Genomic DNA, 19,645 nt, shown 5'->3' with positions numbered 1-19,645 from the left:
TATTTTATGAAAAACTCTTAGAAATTTTGAAGAACTTGGATAAATCTGTTTCGATAATGATAGATAATACTTTAGAGGACACATAAACAGAAATGATGGTGAGAAGTGAACGCTCAATTCCTAAAAAAATACTAGATGGAAGAATTACAGAAAGGTCAGATATAAGCAAGCCCAGACTTTTTCGGATATTGAATTTTTTTTCCAGTATTTTAGCAATTAGACTACCACTTGCAGACGTTGCTTTTCCTAAATAAATGAGACCAATCCCCCTCCCATGAAAGCACCAGCTAAAACAGCGGCAAGGATAGGATATGGAAGCCTGAGAGGGAGATGTGCTGTAAGATGCAAAAAGATAGTGGAGAGGATTACGACAAAAACTGTCCGAAAAATTAGAGTTTTATTAAAGTAACGATAGCTAAATATTATAAGTAAACCGTTAAGAAAAAAGTTGGTAAGATAGGAGGGGATGTCAAATAAATAAGTGCCCATAGCGATTAGTCCGGGTACTCCTCCTTCACCTAGCAGGTTTGGAATTGCTAAACAATTTACAGAAAAAGCAATTGATAGAGAGCCAATAATGATTAATATATATTCTTTGATATTGTTTTTCATGAGTATGTACTTGCAATTTTGAGTTTGCAAGTCCTTTCTTTGGTATTGGTATTTATAGAGTCTCAAAAACACTTGTGAAAAGTAGTGAAAAACGTATAATTTGGTATTTTTGAATAATCATTATAAATTACTATACACTAAATATATTGGCCAAAATCAGAATGTGTCATAAAATAGGTAAGATTTTATAGAGCGATATGAAAAGAGAAGAAAGGGATAGATTTATCGTATAAAAGAAGGGACTAAAAATCGTATTTGCTTATGATAAAGTTAACATAGAATAATATAAGGAGGTACAAATTTGAAAAATGTATCAAAAATGGAAATTGTTGTTGCGTTATTAATGATGATTTTTATTTTTATTGTTTCTATTTCGTTTATCATAATTTTTATCTGTGAATTCATTTTTGGCATATAAAAACATAGAATATAAAATCTCCTCTTTGTTAGAAAAGGGGAGATTTTTAATTAGAAATAAGCAAGAGGGATTAGGTATTTATAGTCTATCGAGCATATTTTGATAATATTTCGAGACTTCGGAGAGATTGAGACTGTTGAAAATATCAATTGCTTTTTGTATTTGTAGTTTTCCTTCGGAGGTGTTTTTAAAACAAAAATTCCAGTACCCTACGGACAAATTTCTCAAATTTTGATTGAACATATCATGTTCTAGATGATAATTATCAATACAATTTATAACGTATTTTGCAGAATCGATGTATCCACGTGATGAAAAAAGAATGGCAGATTTATAAGCAATCTGAAGTAGCTTATTTCTATGTTTGGAAGAAGAAAGTAGAGGATGTTTTTCAATCAAAAAAGAATTGATTAATAATTGTGTTTCTCGAGCGCTGAGATTTGGCAGAAAGAGATAAAAAATACTTAGCTCCATATAGCCCCAGATACTGATTGAAAATAAATAATCAATAATTTGTTCACTTTCTATGTCATTCAAGGAAAACAAGGTACTTTTGGCAGCAAGAGCGAGGGAATAATGTCCGGATTGTTCAAGGTCATTTATAAGTTTTAATAATTCATTTTTATCACTATAGAGGTCTGCGATGATGACGCGTTCAATTAATTCATCTTGGTCACTATTTGTATAATTATTTAAAATTTGTTCATATTCTTCAAGAGAGATGCCTAACTCTTGTAATGCTAGAACGACACGGTCAAATCCCATCATTGATTCTCCACGTTCAAATTTCGCTAAGGTTGCTTTTGAGATACCAATGCTTTCAAAGTGCAAAACAGAGAGCTTTTTTTGTTGTCTTAATGCTCTAAAAATCTCACCATATTTTTTATAAATCATTTAAATTCCTTTCACTGCCATATTAATCCATATTAAAAAAAATACGCTCTTTATTTTAAAATTGTTTTAAATGCTTGTCAAGGGATTATTTATACATAGTGGTAAAATTTAAGAGATAATTTTTTATTTTGGAAAAATACGGTTTTTTAAGGACAAGAAATAAAGGCAAAAAAATGCTAAAATGGGGTACTGAATAAAATTATAATTTATTATTTTGTCTCACTTTATTACTTTGCGTGAAAAAGAGAAAAATTGATTTTACAAAGTGAAGTGATAAAAACTAGAAAGAAGTTTAATTGTGAGTATGAAAGGAAAGAAATAGATGAGTACAATCCAATGGTTCCCAGGACATATGTCAAAAGCAAGGCGACAGGTGCAAGAGAACTTGAAGTATGTCGATTTTGTGATTGAGCTGGTAGATGCTAGGTTACCGATGAGTTCAAGAAACCCTATGCTGGGACAAATTATTGGTGATAAACCGCGAATTATTGCTTTGAATAAGGCGGATTTGGCTGATTCTAGTGCTGTGAAGGACTGGATTGAATATTTTGAGCAACAAAACTTTATAACATTGGCGATAAATTCTAAGGAAGAATACACGGCAAAACGTTTGACGATAGCTGCTAAAAAGTTAATGTCGGCTAAAATGGCGCGTGACAGCGAACGAGGAATTGCCCATACCACTTTGCGAACGATGATTATTGGTATTCCAAATGCTGGAAAATCAACATTGATGAATCGTCTAGCTGGTAAAAAGGTAGCCGTAACGGGAAATCGTCCTGGTGTTACCAAAGGGCAGCAGTGGATTCGTACAAATAAGGAACTAGAATTACTCGATACTCCAGGGATTCTGTGGCCTAAGTTTGAAGATCAGCTTGTGGGATTGAAATTAGCTTTGACGGGTGCGATCAAGGATGATTTGCTTCCGATGGATGAGGTAACAATTTTTGGTTTGGATTATTTTTTGAAGCATTATCCTGAATTGACAAAGAAACGCTATCATATTAATGATGAAGATTTAGATTTAGAGGTTCCTGAATTAATTATGGAATTGACACGTCGTTTTGGATTTCGAGATGATTATGACCGATTTTACAGTCTATTTGTAAAGGATGCTCGAGATGGGAAATTAGGGCTTTTCTGCTTGGATAGAGTCGGTGATTACAAGAATTAATGGAGTTTTTATCAAAGCAAGTGCGTGCTATCTCCGCCTTACGGCTACGCGATAAACATTTGTCCGTTTTATCTAGCCGCTAAAGCGTCTGATAAAAAGGCTGCCGATGCTCGCTACGCCACTAGATGTAACAACTAGCATATCCGTAAGCGCTGAAGATCCTATAAAGTGGCAAGTTCAAATCGCAATCTAACACTAAGTGGCAGCTGCAAAGATACTGCAAGAAGCGGTTTGCGTGAAACGTAAACCATAGGTATAAATGTTAAACAGTGTCAGTAATTTTTTCTTGAAAATGGGAATTTATAAAAATGGGACAAACGATTAAAGAAATTAAAGAACAATTGTCAGAACTGACAGATTTGTCAGCACCTGAATTTGAGATTTTTGAAGCTGATTTACGCTCAGGTGTTCATTTGGCAATCAAGGCTCGAAAAAAACAAATTCTTGTGGAAGCCGTAGAAAATGAACGCTTGGAGAAAATGCTTGAATTTGAGCGGAATTTATATGCGCAAGGCATTGAGTTAATTGCTGGAATTGACGAAGTGGGACGGGGACCACTTGCAGGACCAGTAGTGACAGCGGCGGTGATTTTACCTCCTAATTGTAAAATTAGAGGATTGAATGATAGTAAAAAAGTGCCAAAATCAAAACATCATGCGATATTTACTGAAATCCAAAAACAAGCTATTGCTGTCGGAATTGGAGTGGTTAGTCACGAAAAAATTGATGAAGTTAATATTTATGAAGCGACAAAAATCGCAATGTTACAGGCAGTAGAAAATTTGAAAGTTGTTCCTGAGCATCTGTTGATTGATGCGATGGCGCTTGATATTGAGATACCACAGACCAAGATTATTCATGGGGATGCAACATCGCTTTCGATTGCCGCGGCTTCAATTATTGCAAAAGTGACCCGTGATGAGATGATGGCAAGTTTTGCTCTTGAATTTCCTGGTTATGATTTTGAAAATAATGTTGGTTACGGTACAGCAAAACATCTGTCAGCACTGACAGAGTTGGGAATTACACCTATTCATCGAAAATCCTATGAACCGATTAAGTCTATGGTTGAATCCGAAAAATGAAATCAAGAATTATTCAGGAAAAGTTTTGAATCGCTGGTGAATTAAGCTACATTCTCTAGGGGCAACAACTAAGCGACTAAAAAATGATTGATCCAAGAAAACTAAGTGTTGTCTCCGCTGTCCTAAAGCCCCAAGAGCAAAAGCCGAAGCCACAAGTTGAGGCGCAAAGCACTAGTGTTTTATAGATGTCAGACGAAATTCAAAGCAATATATCTTTGATGAATTTTCCTATAAGTTCTTGAAAAATCGCTTTAGCTTTGCTACAATGACTTTGTAATTATATTTTAAAGAATTTAACGAGGGATTTTTCTTTCAAGATTGCTATCATTTGTTTCAAGCAGTTGAGTTTAACCTCGAAAAGGAGATGAAATGGATACTGAATTGATTAGAAAATTGGTCGAAAAAGCGGAAGAGTCAGGTTCTTCCAAGTATCGAGCTTATGTTTTGAAAAAACTAGACCAATCGTATGAGTTATTGATGAATGGTAAGCAGATGGCGAAGTTTATTGTGACAGGCTATGAGCAAGGTTACTTGGAAAATAATGCAAGTAAAACGGACTACCAAATCAAAACAGTTGCTAACTTAGAGAAATTTTTGACTGGACAGTATTGAAAAAACGTGAAGTAATTTTCACGTTTTTTTTGTAGTAGCTGACAAGTGTTCTGTTATACTAACCGCTACTTTCGTTCCACTTTATAGATGTGGGGGAATTATAGCCAAGCCACTCTAAAACCCCCAATCTTCCTCAAATTTTCCGCCAGTCTTTCGTTGTCGTCCTTGACTTGCGACTTCAGTCGCTTAGCGAGAACCAGTGCGACTAGGCATTTTAGTGCCGTAGCGAGCATGGATACCTGCGGTGTGGACAGCGGAGCAGCTTGCTGCGTAGATAGGAAATTGGGGTTCTGTCCGCAAGGACAGGTTCCAAGTTGCCATTTCGCCTAGCGAGTTTACTCGCATAGAGCGAATGAACAGCGGAGCAGCTATTTTCCTAGCTTCTAGCGCACCGAACTCAATTAATTTAGAGCAATCTTGGTTGGATTTTAGAGTGGTTTAGCTATAGCAACTGCAATTAGTGTGTCATGGCAATGTTTTTACGCCATGAAGTTAGATTGTAACATCAATTCGTTGTAAAAATCTGTCAGTATGGGGTGTCGTAATATTTATCCAAAATTTCCATTTTTAAAGCTGGAAGTTCGGCTGATGAAGCAGTTAATGTGCTACGGATAAATAATTTTTCTTCATGGTTAATAATTCCTGCGAATTTAACTTGCGGATAATCAGCATTTACTGATAAAATATGTGCTTTTGTTTCTGTCAGTACTGACAGGTCTACTGGTACATCAAGATTGACTGTGCGGGCTGTATAAGAGTAATTTTTTAGTGCGGCAATGTTACGATTTGGGATAAAAGTAGTTGCACCATCTGTCCCAATGACAGTAATAGAGCGGATACCTACAGTTTTGACAATTCCTTCAATATCTAAACCGGAAAAGGCCACAGTATCGCCAACATTAATCTGATGTTCAACAATGATAAAAAAACCATTGATAATATCAGCAACTAAATCGCGTCCCGCAAAGCCAAGGGCCACACCAATAATTCCAGCACCAGCTAAAACATTTCCTACAGGAATACCGATAAGGCCAAGAACCGTGTAGATATATAGAAAAACGGTAAGGTAATGGATGCCACTGGTTGTAAGTCTAGAGAGCGTTAAAATTCGAGAAGTATCCGTCCATTTTTGTTCGCTATAGTTTTTAAAAAGTCGCTTTACAATTCGAGTTCCAGCTTGATAAAGGATAAAGAAAAGTAGGCTGACAAGGATAATAGTGATTAATTTGTCAAGGAGAAGCGTGCCTAAATCTTCCCAATTTATTTTTAAAAAGTTCATAATTCTCCAATCGCTGATATTTTTATTAAAAGCTATGAAAGCTTGGTATTATGCTGTTTTATCAAAACAAAACCGAACATTGACTGAATTTTTAATAAAAATTCTGAATATTTTCTTGTTTTCCTTTTCAGAAAATAATATAATCTATTATAACAGAAAATTTTCGGAGGATGTTATGACGATTGATTTAGACTGGGAAAACCTAGGATTTAACTATACAAACTTACCATTTCGCTATATTGCCCGCTATAAAGATGGACAATGGAGTACAGGGGAGCTAACAGGAGACAATCAACTCCATATTAGTGAGTCTTCTCCTGCTCTACACTATGGTCAACAAGGTTTTGAAGGACTGAAAGCTTATCGCACAAAAGATGGCTCAATTCAGCTTTTCCGCCCAGACCAAAATGCAGCACGACTTCAAAAAACGGCGCGTCGCTTGTGCATGGCAGAAGTTCCAACAGAAATGTTTATTGATGCAGTTAAGCAAGTAGTTAAAGCTAATGAAGATTTTGTGCCTCCTTATGGTACAGGTGGGACGCTTTATCTTCGCCCGCTGCTTATTGGGATTGGGGATATTATTGGGGTGAAACCTGCGGATGAATATCTTTTTACTGTTTTTGCAATGCCTGTAGGTTCTTATTTTAAAGGTGGTTTGGCACCATCAAACTTTGTTATTTCACGCGACTATGATCGTGCTGCTCCTTTGGGGACAGGCGGTGCAAAAGTTGGAGGAAATTACGCTGCATCACTTCAAGCAGAAGTTGGTGCTAAAAAAGCGGGTTATGCTGATGCCATTTATCTTGATCCAGCAACACATACAAAGATTGAAGAAGTCGGAGCAGCAAATTTCTTCGGGATTACGGCGGAAAATGAATTTATTACGCCGTTGAGTCCGTCTATTTTGCCTTCAATTACTAAATATTCACTCTTATATTTAGCGGAACATCGTCTGGGTTTGAAAGCAATTGAAACAGATGTTCCTGTGAGTGATTTGAATCAATTTGTTGAAGCTGGAGCTTGTGGAACAGCTGCTATTATTTCACCTATTGGACGTATTGATGATGGAGAAAAACAGTATGTTTTCCATTCGGAAACAGAGGTTGGGCCAACGATTAAACGTTTATATGATGAACTTGTTGGCATTCAATTTGGTGATGTAGAAGCACCTGATGGATGGATTGTTAAAGTAAATTAAGAGTGATTCATATCAAAGGAGTAAAAATCAAAAGCGGTTTTCCGCTTTTTTAAACCAGATAATAGTCAGAAAATAATAAATTATCAAAATTTAATGACTGAGAGGGAAAGAAATGAAAGCTGAAGCAAGAAAAGCAATGAAAACAACTTTGTGGCAGCCAGACTTTGAGTCGGATGCTTGTGGAATGGGCTTTATTGCTCAAATTGATGGCAGAGCAAGTCACCAACTTGTTGAACACGCACTCACGATGCTTAAACGGATGAATCATAGAGGGGGACTGGTGCTGAACCCGAAACAGGAGATGGAGCGGGAATTTTACTTGCTTTACCTCATGAATTTTTTGTAAAAATAGCCAAAGAAAATAATGTGAAACTTCCAGAGAAAGGAAACTACGCAGTAGGGCAATTCTTTCTTTCGCGTCAAGAAAACAAGCAAAGGCAAGCATTGGAATCCATTACTGCCGCAGTAAAAGCGCAGGGACACGAAGTTTTATTCACGCGTGCAGTTCCTTTTCACTATGAATCATGTGGATTGACTGCTCAAAAAATTATGCCTGCTTTTGTGCAAGTATTCATTGAACAAAAAGCTGTCAGTGCTGACAAAGATTTTGAAAGTGACTTATTTGATATTCGTCGTTCACTTGAAAAAAGATTTGATGAAAATGACTTGTATATTTGTTCTTTGTCAAGTAAGACAGTGGTCTATAAAGGAATGTTACACGCTTATCAGGTCAAATTATTCTATCCAGATTTATCTGATGAAACTTTTAAAAGCCACATTGCTTTGACACACAGTCGATTTTCTACGAATACTTTTCCATCATGGAATCGGGCCCAGCCTTTCCGTTTTTTGGCGCATAATGGCGAAATTAATACATTACGTGGCGCTGAAAATTGGATGAAAGTTCATGATATTGAGATGTATAACTCTGAGAACTCTGACTCAGCAAAATTGGAAAATTGTATGGAGCATCTTTATAGAAACGGACGAGAAATGCCTGAGAGTCTACTTGCAATGATTCCAGAAGCTTGGGGAGAGAATACAGGTTTGGCTCCTGGACTAAAAGCATTTTACGAATACAGTACTGCACATATCGCACCTTGGGATGGCCCAGCAGCACTTGTATTTACTGATGGAACGACCGTTGGTGCTAGGCTTGACAGAAACGGACTACGTCCAAGCCGTTATCTTATTACAAAAGATAATTTTATCATTCTGTCTTCAGAGTCAGGTGTTGTGGATATTCCGGCCAATCAAATCGTTGAAAAATCAGTACTTGGTCCAGGTAATATGATTTTGGTCAACACTGACAAAGGCGAAATGATAAGAAATGATGCAGTCAAAAAATATTATGCGAGCAAATATCCTTACCAAGACTGGCTATCAGCAGGTTTAAAAAATCTGTCAGCACTGACAGAAAAAATATCTACTGACAAGATTCCGTCAGCAAACATTAAAGCAATGTGGAAGCTTTTTGGCTATAATGACGAAATGATTCGTACAGTTATGTTGCCAATGGCGGAAAATGCAGCAGAACCTACAATATCAATGGGATTTGACGCGCCACTAGCTGTTTTGTCAGAACAAGCGCAATCACTTTACAACTTCTTCAAACAACAGTTTGCTCAAGTCACCAACCCACCTATTGATGCAATTAGAGAGCAGATTGTTATTGGCACAGAAACTTATCTTGGTGAAGATGGAAATCCGGCTTCTGTAAGTGCTGACAACGTTCGTAAGCTCAAATTAACAAGTCCAGTCCTTTCAACAACAGATTTTGAAAAGATTTTAGCACTAAAAGAACCTCAGTATCACACAGAAGTTGTTTCTACATTGTATGATGAAAATGACATTTTAGAAAATGCGTTAAATAAATTGTTCTATAAAGTCGAAGGACTCATCAATGCGGGTGCGACAATCATTGTTCTGAGTGATAGAGCCTTTGAAAAAGGAAAAGTGCCGATGCCCATTTTGCTTGCTTTATCAGGCTTATATCACTACATGCTTGGAAGACGTGCAGCATCAAAATTTGCGATTGTTTTAGATACAGCAGAGGTTTCCGAAGTCCATCACTTTGCAACACTTGTGGGTTACGGCGCATCTGCAATCCATCCTTATGGTGCTTATGCAACACTATCAGATTGGGAAATGGGCTCACCTGAACAACTTGAAAATTATCGTCATGCTGCCGAAAAAGGAATTGTGAAAGTCATGAGTCGTATGGGAATTTCAACCATTGTCGGCTATAAAGGCGCACAGCTTTTTGAGGCCATTGGTTTATCAAAAGAAGTTGTTGACAAATATTTCACAGGGACGAGCACAAGAATCGGTGGACTTTCATTGGCACAAATAGAAGATGAATATCGTGCAAGATATGAAAAAGCTTATGGTCACCTGGCAAATGACTTACTTGAAACAGGCGGAAGCTTTCAATATCGTTCGCTTGAAGATGGTGGAGAACATCATATTTATGACCCAATCATGATTTATGAAATCCAAAATGCTGTCCGTCAAAATGATTATCAAAAGTTTAAAAAATACACAGGATATTTGACTGACGAAGCGAAACAACACCCAACTAGTTTACGTCATATCTGGGAAATCAAATCCGATCGTAAACCAATAACGTTAGCGGAAGTTGAACCTGCCTCAAACATTGTCAAACGATTTAAAATCGGTGCGATGAGTTTCGGCTCACTATCCAAAGAAGCACATGAATGCCTAGCTGAAGCAATGAATTCCATTGGTGCCAAGTCCAACTCTGGAGAAGGCGGAGAAAATGCTAAACGTTATGGTACTGCATTTAATTCTAAAATCAAACAAGTTGCCTCAGGCCGCTTTGGTGTATCAGCAGCTTACTTGATGTCTGCCGAAGAAATTCAGATTAAGATTTCACAAGGAGCAAAACCAGGTGAAGGCGGACAATTGCCAGGTAAAAAAGCATTCCCGTGGGTTGCAGAAGTAAGAAATTCTACACCTGGTGTGAGCTTGATTTCCCCTCCACCTCATCATGATATTTATTCAATCGAAGATTTGTCTCAACTTATCTTTGACCTTAAAAAAGTTAATCCCTATGCTCAAATTGATGTGAAATTAGTTTCGTCCACTGGAGTAGGAACAATCGCTACAGGCTGTGTCAAAGCTGGTGCTGATAAAGTTGTTATTTCTGGATATGATGGTGGTACTGGGGCAAGTCCAAGAAATTCTACACGTGATGCAGGGCTTCCATGGGAAATGGGACTAGCTGAAGCACACCAAACATTGACAATGAATAATTTGCGTGACCGCATGATTTTAGAAACTGATGGCAAGGTTGTGACAGGTCGTGATGTTGCAGTTGCGGCAATGTTAGGCGCCGAGGAGTATTCATTTGGTAGTCTTGCTTTAGTCGCTATTGGTTGTATTATGACAAGAAATTGTCATTTGAATACCTGCCCAGTAGGGATTGCGACACAAAATCCAAAATTACGTGCAAATTTCATGGGAAAACCTGAGCATATTGTGCGTCTGATGCATTTTATGGCAGAAGAACTGCGAGAAATTCTTGCAGAACTTGGTTTCCGAACGATTGATGAGCTTGTTGGTCATGCAGAGTTGCTTCATAAAAAAGAACAGCTTCCAGATAAGATGCAAGGTTTAGACTTTGAGCGAATGATTGGTCACACTTTACCTATCGCTGTCAAACACGAAAATCCATTTGATGAGAGTCGTCCTTGGCGTGAGCTTGATGCAACATTAGAATCAGCAATCAACTCAGGCGCTTTCTCTAGCGTTCATGAAGAAATTAAGAATATTAATCGGACAGCTACAGCGAGAATGGCGGGATGGATTGCAGAACGTTATGGTAATTTTGGACTGAAAGATGCTATAGTACGTTACAGCTATGATGGTGTTGCTGGACAATCTTTTGGAGCTTACGCAACAGCTGGCATGGAGTTAACCCTTGTTGGCGAGGCAAATGACTATATTGGCAAATCTCTATCTGGAGGACGACTGATTATCAAGCCGCCTGTTGATGCGGCATATAACATAGAAAACACCTCTATCATTGGGAATGTCGCCCTTTTTGGAGCAATCGGTGGAGAAGCTTATTTCCGAGGCAGAGCGGGTGAACGCTGTGGTGTCCGAAATTCTGGTGCAGAGTTTGTTGTTGAGGGTGTAGGCGATCATGGTTGCGAATATATGACAGGTGGGGTTGCAGTGATTTTGGGCACAACTGGTCGTAATTTCGCAGCAGGGATGTCTGGCGGTGTCGCTTATGTATATGATGTTGCAGGAAACTTTGCAGGAAAAGTTAATCATGAAATGGTAGAACTTTATCATCTTGGAGAAACAACAGGCGACGATAAATTACAAGTGTTGTTGAAGAAGCATTTACAATATACAAACTCTGCAAAAGCACGATATATCTTGGAAAATTGGGAAACAGAACATCAAAAATTTATTAAAGTTTATCCGAGAGAATATCATCATATCAAAGATGTAGAAGAAACACTTGCCAAAACAGGTTTGTCAGGCGAAAAGCTTACGATGGCAACCTTTGAGAAAGTATCGGAGGTAATCTAATGGCAGATCCAAATGGATTTTTAAAATATCAAAAAGTAAATAATCCTTATAGAGAAGTTGCAGAGCGTGTACGCGATTTTGCAGAATTGCAAGTTCCTTTATCCGTAGAAGAACGAAAAAGACAAGCAGCGCGCTGTATGCATTGTGATGTGCCATTCTGTCACCAAGGAATCTTTTATGGAGGCAAACGAGCAGTTTCTGGTTGTCCAAATGATAATCATATTCCAGAGTGGAATGATTTGATTTATAGAGGGGTTCAGAAAAAGGCTTACGAACGTCTAGTATTGACTAACCCATTTCCAGAATTTACAGGACGAGTTTGTCCTGCACCTTGTGAAAAATCTTGTGCTGAAGCACTTCATGGTGAAGGGATAACCATTAAGGATAACGAACGTTTCCTTGGAGATTTAGCCAATGATTCAGGTTGGGTATTTGAAGCTGGGCAAGCAGCAGAACCAACAGGTTTTGAAATTGCAGTGATTGGTTCAGGTCCTGCAGGCCTAGCTGCAGCTTGGAGGCTTAATCAGCTTGGTCATACTGTCACGGTATTTGAAAAATCAGACCGTTTTGGTGGTTTGCTGATGTATGGCATTCCCAACATGAAACTTGATAAGAACGTTGTTCAGACACGAATTGATTTAATGGAAAAACTTGGTGTCCAGTTTGTAGCGAATACTGAGATTGGACGTGATTTGAGTTATGATGATTTAGAGAGCCGATTTGATAAAATAATATTGGCAATTGGAGCTGGGATACCAAGAGATTTACCTATCGCTGGTCGTGAATTATCAGGGATTCGTTTTGCAGTGGATTTTTTAACTGAAACAACAAAAACTGTACTCGCTGTTGGTGAAAATAATGTTCCAAAATCACTTGAAGGAAAAAAAGTAATTGTTATCGGAGGTGGAGATACAGGAAATGACTGCATCGGGACAGCCGTTCGTCTCGGAGCAACTAGTGTTCAACAACTTGAAATTACGCCTCCTTTGCCTTTTGAGCGGACAGAAAATAATCCTTGGCCAGAGTGGCCGATGGTTCTAAAACAAGGCTATGGACAGGAAGAAGCACAGTTTGCGGGAAATATTGATTTGACTGCTTATAAAATGACCGCAACACAGTTTATCAGTGATAATCAAGGGCAAATCAAAGCATTACAAGTTGCCGAAGTTGGTCCAGATTTTAAATCCGTTGCAGGCACTGAAAAATTACTAGAAGCTGATCTTGTATTGCTTGCGATGGGTTTTGTCAGTACTGACAAAGATTTACTGAGCAATTTTGGGGTAAAAGAAATTTATGATAATTACACAACTAATAATGACAAGGTTCTGGTCGCTGGAGACGCAAGGCGTGGCCCCTCTCTCGTTATTTGGGCAATTCGTGAAGGGAGAAAAGCAGCCGAGGTCGTTGATGAACAACTGATAAAAATGGTGACGAGTTACTGATTAAAGTCTGTCAGTAATCTAGAACATTCTGTCAGTAAAAGCTCAATTTGTCAGCAAGACATTTTGAGCTTTTTCAGTGATAACGTTGTAAGAACTAAGCTCATTATGGTTCATAGCTTGTAATTAAGTCCATTGAGAATCAAAAGAGAAGGTAATAGTGGCATTTTCCAATCTCTCCATTTCTTGACGGCATTGTTCACCTCTTGGTATAACAGAGTTCTGGACAAGCAGCCTTACATCTTGATATAATAGAGCAAAGAAAAAACATGGAGAATACTATGAAGAACCCTTTTGTAACAAAAACACAACTTGAACAGCTCACTGCTAAATATCCAACGCCTTTTCATTTATATGATGAAAAAGGAATCCGTGAAAAAGCACGCGCACTTCATACTGCTTTTGCGTGGAATAAAGGTTTTAAAGAATTTTTTGCTGTAAAAGCGACACCCACACCAGCAATTTTAAAAATATTACACGAAGAAGGTTGCGGAGTAGACTGTGCAAGTTATGTCGAGCTGCTAATGTCACAAAAATGTGGATTTTCTGGTTCCGAAATCATGTTTTCATCTAATGACACACCAGCTGAAGAGTTTAAATTTGCCAAAAAAATTGGTGCAACGATTAACCTTGATGCTTATGAACATATTAAATTTCTGTCAGCACTGACAGACTTTGAATTTCCTGAAACAATGAGCTTACGCTATAATCCAGGGGCGTATTTTCGATGGGAACAAAAATTATGGATAACCCAGAAGAATCCAAGTTTGGTATGACAAAAGCTCAACTATTTCAGGGGATTAAAGACTTGCAACAACTCGGTGTGAAAAAATTTGGAATGCACAGTTTCCTTGCTTCAAACACTGTAACGAATGAATATTATCCAGAACTCGCTCGTCAGTTATTTGAACTTGCTCTTGAAATTCGTGAAAAAACAGGTGTAACGCTTGATTTTATTAATTTATCAGGTGGGATTGGAGTGAACTATCGACCAGAGGAAAAGGCAAACGATATCTCCATTATTGGTGAAGGTGTTCATCAAGTTTATGATGAAGTTTTAACACAAAATGGTTTAGGTGATATTAAGATTTTCACAGAACTTGGAAGATTTATGCTTGCTCCACATGGTGTCTTGATCACAAAAGTACTTCACTTGAAAGAAACATATCGAAGCTATGTTGGCGTAGATGCAAGTGCCGTAAACCTGATGCGTCCAGCATTTTATAATGCCTACCATCACATTAGCGTGTCAGGCAAGGAAAATGATATAGCAACAGAAACTTATGATGTTACAGGTTCCCTTTGTGAGAATAATGATAAATTTGCTAAACAACGCTTACTTCCTAAAATAGAAATTGGAGATTTGCTTGTTATCCATGACACAGGTGCTCATGGTTTTTCAATGGGTTATCAGTATAATGCTAAGCTCAGAAGTAGTGAGATTTTGCTCCAAGAAGATGGAAAAAGTCGAATGATTCGCAGAGCGGAGCGACCAGAAGATTATTTCGCCACACTTCAAGGTTTTGAATTTTAATAAAGAAAAAAACATACATTTTATAGATAAATGCATGTTTTTTTTATAAATAAAAGTAATAGAATGACAATTTTTTTCTAAAACATTCGCATAAAAACGAAGAGGTCAAAAAACTACAATTTTTCGTAGAAATATCAGATATTAAATGTAATATTGTAGAAGAGATCTGTAGCGTTATCATGTTTTATCACGATTCATTTGATATTTATCATAATTTTTTAATATTTATTAAGAAATACTAAAAAAAGCTTGACATACTATATATGTTTGTATACTATTAATATAGCTAATGTATTAAATAAATTATTAATTTTATTACTGATTTCTTACGAAAAATTGTAGTTTTTCGTAGAAATCATAAAATTGAGGAGAGTTTTATGAACGAGAAGAAGAGTAACGTGGGGTTTAAACTAATACTTTGTGAGAATTTAAACTGTATTAAAAGAGAAAATAAGTTAATATTGACGAATTCAAATGTGGAAGAGAGCTGACTATGATGACTACGACGAAAGAACAGGTAAGTATCAGTACACGCATAAAACAGTTAAAAACAGAGATGCGACATAATCGTCTTTCCATTTTAAAACTCTCGGAAGATTTAAACTATCCCGCCACAATAATAGCTGATATCCTTTTTTTAAGAAAAAAACCTGATATGGATTTGTTGGATAAGATAGAAAATGAAATAACGAATTCCTCAAAAAATAGAAAAGGATTACAGAGAGTACGCAGCTTTCCAGATAATCCCATGGAAATATCAAATAAATCTTATCAATCTTTAGATTTTTCTCACTCAAATATTCCCAATAAATTAGGAGAAAAAATTAAAAAAATTCGTACTGAACTCAATTTTTCTGAATTGGAACTTGGGGCTACTCTTTCACCAAGTGTTCCTGCAAATTTTATTGAGGAGATGGAGAATAATCAATTCATTCCATCAATAGAGCATCTCATTGAAATCGCAGATTTGGGAGAAACCACACTGGACTGGTTACTCAGAGATTAGAAAAGGCCTCAGCAACATAAATTTCATTACAAAAACTACTGACAAAATACATAAATTTTGATATAATAAAGTGTCATCAATGGCGAAAGCGTTTCGCCAAATTTAGGAGATTCAAAATGAACTTATTGTTAGCTATCTTGCTTATGGTTGTCTGCCTTCTGGCTGGTTTCTTTGGGGAACATGGTTCTCACAACGACAAACTAAAAAAATGCTCATGGATAACCCACCACTTAACGAAGATGCTGTGCGTCTTATGATGGGTTCAATGGGACGTAAGCCAAGCGAAGTACAAGTTCAACAAGTTCTTCGTCAAATTCGTGCTGCAGCAAAACAAGCTGACACAAAGAAAAAATAAGTAAAAGTGTATACGCTGAGCAAGTAGCAGGGACATTGTACCAAGCTCTCTCAGCGTTTACTTTTATCGGTAGCAAAAAAGAGCGCTGGATAAACATCTACAGCTTCTTTAACTCTTGAAGGAGAAGAAAAATGGACAACCGACCAATAGGCCTATTAGATTCAGGTGTCGGCGGACTGACCGTTGCTCGTGAGCTCCTCAGACAGCTCCCTAACGAAGAAATTGTCTATATCGGAGATACGCGTCGCGCGCCTTACGGCCCTCGTAGCAGTGAGCAGATTCTTGCTTTCACTTGGGATATGGTCAATTTTTTGCTTTCAAAGAATGTAAAAATGATTGTTATGGCTTGCAACACAGCAACAGCGGTGGCACTCGAAAATGTAAAAACTAAACTTGATATTCCCGTTATTGGAGTTATATTACCTGGAGCTTCTTCAGCAATTCAACAAACAACAGGTAAAAAAATTGGTGTCATCGCCACACAAGCTTCTGTAAGATCGGGTGAATATCCAAAAGCCATACATTTCAAATCACCATCAATCGAAGTAACCAGTTTAGCCTGTCCTAAATTTGTTCCAATTGTTGAGTCAAATGAGATGGATTCAACAATTGCTGAAAAGGTTGTTAAAGAGAGCTTAAAACCTCTTATAGGAAAAGTTGATACACTTATTTTGGGATGTACTCATTACCCATTGTTACGTACTTTAATACAAAAAACAATGGGAGAAAATGTTAAATTGATTGATTCAGGAGCTGAAACCGTACGTGATATTTCAGTTTTACTTAATTATTTCATGCTAAATGGAACGGAACGTGAACAAATTAATCATCAATTTTATACAACGGCGGGTGTTGAGTCATTTCAAATTATCGCAGAAAAATGGCTAAATATTGGACACATAAATGTTATGCACGCTGAAATAGAAGAGGGCAAGGAACTTTAAATGGAAAATACGTTGATTATTGCCACAGGGAACAAAGGAAAAACTAAAGAGTTCGAGAGTTTGCTTGGCGACTTTGGCTATGAAATCAAAGATTTGACAGACTATCCAGAACTTCCTGAAATTGAGGAAACTGGAACAACTTTCGAAGAAAATGCACGTTTAAAAGCTGAGCAAATTGCAGAACTCACTGGTAAAGTAGTGATTGGTGATGATTCAGGACTCTGTGTAGATGCACTAGGAGGTTTACCTGGAATTTGGTCACATCGGTTCTCCGCACCAAATCCTACTGACGAAAAAAACATTACCAAGCTTTTGCATGAACTTGCTCCAACAGCAATTACACCAGAAAAAAGAAGTGCACATTTTCATACGACGCTAGTTGCTGCCAGACCCAATCATGAAAGTTTAGTTGTTGAGGCAGATTGGAATGGTTATATTGGATTAACGCCAAAAGGAGAGAATGGTTTTGGATATGATCCTATTTTTCTAGTGGATGCGTTTCGGACAGCAGCTCAATTATCAGATGAAGAGAAGAATAAAGTCTCTCATAGAGGGCAAGCACTCCGAAAGTTGATGAAAGAACTTCCAGAGTGGTTGAATAATTGATTTTCATAATGCTATTTATGTAATATAAAATTTATCGAAGTAAGTGCGTGCTAACACCCCCTACCTCTTAGGTAGGGGATGAAGCAGCACTAACTTTGAATTTCGTCCGACTAAATTCAGTGGTGAGTTGCCCTTTTATCAGTCGCTTCAGCGACTAGAGAAAATGGACAAATGTTTTACGAAACTCCCACAGAATAAGTCTTGACTTCATTTAAGAAGGTATCTATGTTTGTAGTAATGTCAGATTCACATTATGATCGTGAGGTCATAAAATCAATTAAAGAGAAGTATCAAAATACTGCAAGTCACATTTTTCATTGTGGAGATTCAGAACTTCCCAGCTCAGATGAAATTTGGAATGGAATTACAGTAGTTGCTGGCAACTGTGATTATGATGATGGATATCCTGAGTATGTTCTCAAAGAAGTTGAAGGAAAAAAAGTGTTGATTACCCACGGTCATTTATTTTATGTTGGCTTGGGATTGGAACATTATTCATACTTTGCTGAGGAAAAAGAAGCAGATATTGCTTTATTTGGACATATTCATAGACCCGTTGTTCAAAAAATCAACAATATTGTTTATGTGAATCCAGGTTCTGTTGCACAACCAAGAGGAGAATATGACATTAAAATGTATGCTGTGATTGAAATCGAGGAAGGACAATATAATATCTCTTATCATAATCTTCAGCATGAACCAATCCCAGAATTACAGTTTAAACTATGAATCATATTTTGAGGGGAGTAAGTGATTGATAAAAATATAGAAGAGTTTATTTTAAGTAGAAGTGATACTTTCATTGTGCCCGCAAAAAATGTTGCCGTTCTGTACGCAGAGCATAATATCGCACATGCGAAATTGTTACTCAGTCAATACAAGTATTCACGAGTTCCAGTATTGAACACTCAAAAAGAATATATAGGTGTACTTGGCTTGACAGAAATCGTTGAGTTTGAAATGGAACATGATTTCTTTTATGAAAAATCGCAAAATACAACAATCTCAGAGATTGTAAATAAAGAAGTGCCGACTTTGAGACCTTCAGTTACTCTTGAAGAAATTATGAATAAACTCATTAAAGAGCCTTTTTTGCCTGTTGTTAAAGGACAAGAATTTATTGGAATTATTGTTCGACAAGAAATATTAAAAGCATACAACGCTTTTTCTCATGACTTTACAAAATATTATGAAATTACCAAACGAAATTAATGGGTATTTGAGTAGTAAGGATTTTTCAGCAAATACTCGTTCGAACTACTACTATGATTTAGCTTCTTTTCACGATTTTTTTGAAGAAAGAACAATATCAGACGAAGCATTGGAACTTTACAAATTATATCTTTCGGCGCTTTCTCCATCTGCTCAACGGAGAAAGATTTCGAGCGCAAATCAGTATCTTTTATATCTTTACCAAAATAAAAAAATAAATCGTTACTATAAATTAGAACAGATTTCTCAAAAGAAAATAGATAAAACTCATAGTTATCATCCGAAAATAAAAGAATTTCCAGAATTTTATGGTCCACTTACTGGACCAGGACAATTTTTGGCCTTGTTGATTTTGGAGTTTGGTTTAAATTTTTCAGAGATTCAGAAGTTAAAGTGGGAAAATTTTAATTGGAAATTTAAGTATTTGACAGTTGAAAAATCTGGGATTAAACGTGTACTTCCTATTAGAGAGAAATTTTCAATGCGTGTTAAAGCAATCAAAAATGCCGATGAGCTATTTGCAAAATCAAGGCAATTTCTCTATACTGAACTAAAGAAATTTACTCCATATTCTTCAAAAGAAATTAGAGAACAATATATTTTGCATCAGGTAAAAAATGGAAAAACAATTTACGAAGTTGCAGGATTATTAGGATTATCAACGATTACTACACTTGAGAAATATTATAGATAGAGGAATTACATTATTAA

Annotated in this window: 12 protein-coding genes and 5 pseudogenes; 14 read left to right on the top strand and 3 right to left on the bottom strand. The window is 36.9% G+C overall.

The window, feature by feature from the left end:
- Positions 1 to 4 precede the first annotated feature (4 nt).
- Positions 5 to 612: pseudogene (locus FLP15_RS13875) on the bottom strand (YitT family protein).
- 496 nt (positions 613 to 1,108) lie between these two features.
- A complete protein-coding gene (locus FLP15_RS09385; protein ID WP_142766903.1) occupies positions 1,109 to 1,924 on the bottom strand; it encodes an Rgg/GadR/MutR family transcriptional regulator in 816 nt (271 codons plus the stop codon).
- Between the two features lie 322 nt (positions 1,925 to 2,246).
- On the opposite strand from FLP15_RS09385, the gene ylqF reads away from it, so the two are divergent.
- From ylqF to FLP15_RS09370, 3 genes are all read left to right on the top strand, one after another.
- Positions 2,247 to 3,098 carry a ribosome biogenesis GTPase YlqF gene (ylqF, locus tag FLP15_RS09380; RefSeq protein ID WP_142766902.1) on the top strand — a complete coding sequence of 284 codons (852 nt, stop codon included), beginning with the start codon at positions 2,247 to 2,249 and terminating at the stop codon, positions 3,096 to 3,098.
- Positions 3,099 to 3,406: 308 nt separating this feature from the next.
- On the top strand, positions 3,407 to 4,183 hold the full coding sequence (locus tag FLP15_RS09375; protein WP_142766901.1) for a ribonuclease HII: 777 nt from the start codon (positions 3,407 to 3,409) through the stop codon (positions 4,181 to 4,183).
- A 369-nt stretch (positions 4,184 to 4,552) separates the two neighbouring features.
- The gene (locus FLP15_RS09370) at positions 4,553 to 4,795 is read left to right on the top strand and encodes a hypothetical protein (protein WP_142766900.1); all 243 of its coding nucleotides are present in this window, start codon (positions 4,553 to 4,555) and stop codon (positions 4,793 to 4,795) included.
- Positions 4,796 to 5,321: 526 nt separating this feature from the next.
- On the opposite strand, the gene FLP15_RS09365 is transcribed toward FLP15_RS09370, so the two are convergent.
- A complete protein-coding gene (locus tag FLP15_RS09365) occupies positions 5,322 to 6,074 on the bottom strand; it encodes a mechanosensitive ion channel family protein (protein WP_142766899.1) in 753 nt (250 codons plus the stop codon).
- Between the two features lie 175 nt (positions 6,075 to 6,249).
- On the opposite strand from FLP15_RS09365, the gene FLP15_RS09360 reads away from it, so the two are divergent.
- The 11 genes and pseudogenes from FLP15_RS09360 to xerD all read left to right on the top strand — a co-directional run bounded on the left by FLP15_RS09360 (position 6,250) and on the right by xerD (position 19,628).
- On the top strand, positions 6,250 to 7,272 hold the full coding sequence (locus FLP15_RS09360; RefSeq protein ID WP_120771774.1) for a branched-chain amino acid aminotransferase: 1,023 nt from the start codon (positions 6,250 to 6,252) through the stop codon (positions 7,270 to 7,272).
- Positions 7,273 to 7,384: 112 nt separating this feature from the next.
- Positions 7,385 to 11,838 (top strand): annotated as a pseudogene (gene gltB, locus FLP15_RS09355) (glutamate synthase large subunit).
- Positions 11,838 to 13,280: a glutamate synthase subunit beta gene (locus FLP15_RS09350; protein ID WP_142766898.1), complete on the top strand. Its 1,443-nt coding sequence runs from the start codon at positions 11,838 to 11,840 to the stop codon at positions 13,278 to 13,280. The pseudogene gltB and the gene FLP15_RS09350 overlap by 1 nt, the downstream one beginning before the upstream one ends.
- A 278-nt stretch (positions 13,281 to 13,558) precedes the next feature.
- Positions 13,559 to 14,811 (top strand): annotated as a pseudogene (locus FLP15_RS13625) (diaminopimelate decarboxylase).
- Positions 14,812 to 15,304: 493 nt separating this feature from the next.
- Positions 15,305 to 15,817, top strand: coding sequence for a helix-turn-helix domain-containing protein (locus FLP15_RS09340; protein ID WP_142766897.1), 513 nt, complete (start codon positions 15,305 to 15,307; stop codon positions 15,815 to 15,817).
- A gap of 116 nt (positions 15,818 to 15,933) precedes the next feature.
- Positions 15,934 to 16,172: pseudogene (locus tag FLP15_RS09335) on the top strand (YneF family protein).
- Positions 16,173 to 16,303: 131 nt separating this feature from the next.
- A complete protein-coding gene (gene racE / locus FLP15_RS09330) occupies positions 16,304 to 17,116 on the top strand; it encodes a glutamate racemase (protein WP_142766896.1) in 813 nt (270 codons plus the stop codon).
- A gap of 12 nt (positions 17,117 to 17,128) precedes the next feature.
- A pseudogene (locus FLP15_RS09325) lies at positions 17,129 to 17,722 on the top strand (nucleoside-triphosphate diphosphatase); the annotation flags it as partial.
- 225 nt (positions 17,723 to 17,947) lie between these two features.
- Positions 17,948 to 18,451, top strand: coding sequence for a metallophosphoesterase (locus tag FLP15_RS09320; protein ID WP_142766894.1), 504 nt, complete (start codon positions 17,948 to 17,950; stop codon positions 18,449 to 18,451).
- 21 nt (positions 18,452 to 18,472) lie between these two features.
- Positions 18,473 to 18,934 (top strand): cyclic-di-AMP-binding protein CbpB, encoded by a 462-nt coding sequence (gene cbpB, locus FLP15_RS09315; protein WP_142766893.1) that lies wholly within the window; start codon positions 18,473 to 18,475, stop codon positions 18,932 to 18,934.
- Positions 18,912 to 19,628, top strand: coding sequence for a site-specific tyrosine recombinase XerD (gene xerD, locus FLP15_RS09310; RefSeq protein WP_142766892.1), 717 nt, complete (start codon positions 18,912 to 18,914; stop codon positions 19,626 to 19,628). The genes cbpB and xerD overlap by 23 nt, the downstream gene beginning before the upstream one ends.
- Positions 19,629 to 19,645 lie beyond the last annotated feature (17 nt).

The organism is Lactococcus protaetiae, assembly GCF_006965445.1.
In the GTDB taxonomy this organism is placed as follows: Bacteria; Bacillota; Bacilli; order Lactobacillales; family Streptococcaceae; genus Lactococcus; species Lactococcus protaetiae.
Note: the sequence above shows the minus strand (reverse complement) of the source record. Positions and strands in the feature narration are given on the sequence as shown.

Coding starts and splice junctions, on each gene's coding strand:
- FLP15_RS09385 (WP_142766903.1), bottom strand. CDS start 1,924: ATGATTTATAAAAAATATGGTGAGATTTTTAGAGCATTAAGACAACAA.
- ylqF (WP_142766902.1), top strand. CDS start 2,247: ATGAGTACAATCCAATGGTTCCCAGGACATATGTCAAAAGCAAGGCGA.
- FLP15_RS09375 (WP_142766901.1), top strand. CDS start 3,407: ATGGGACAAACGATTAAAGAAATTAAAGAACAATTGTCAGAACTGACA.
- FLP15_RS09370 (WP_142766900.1), top strand. CDS start 4,553: ATGGATACTGAATTGATTAGAAAATTGGTCGAAAAAGCGGAAGAGTCA.
- FLP15_RS09365 (WP_142766899.1), bottom strand. CDS start 6,074: ATGAACTTTTTAAAAATAAATTGGGAAGATTTAGGCACGCTTCTCCTT.
- FLP15_RS09360 (WP_120771774.1), top strand. CDS start 6,250: ATGACGATTGATTTAGACTGGGAAAACCTAGGATTTAACTATACAAAC.
- FLP15_RS09350 (WP_142766898.1), top strand. CDS start 11,838: ATGGCAGATCCAAATGGATTTTTAAAATATCAAAAAGTAAATAATCCT.
- FLP15_RS09340 (WP_142766897.1), top strand. CDS start 15,305: ATGATGACTACGACGAAAGAACAGGTAAGTATCAGTACACGCATAAAA.
- racE (WP_142766896.1), top strand. CDS start 16,304: ATGGACAACCGACCAATAGGCCTATTAGATTCAGGTGTCGGCGGACTG.
- FLP15_RS09320 (WP_142766894.1), top strand. CDS start 17,948: ATGTTTGTAGTAATGTCAGATTCACATTATGATCGTGAGGTCATAAAA.
- xerD (WP_142766892.1), top strand. CDS start 18,912: ATGAAATTACCAAACGAAATTAATGGGTATTTGAGTAGTAAGGATTTT.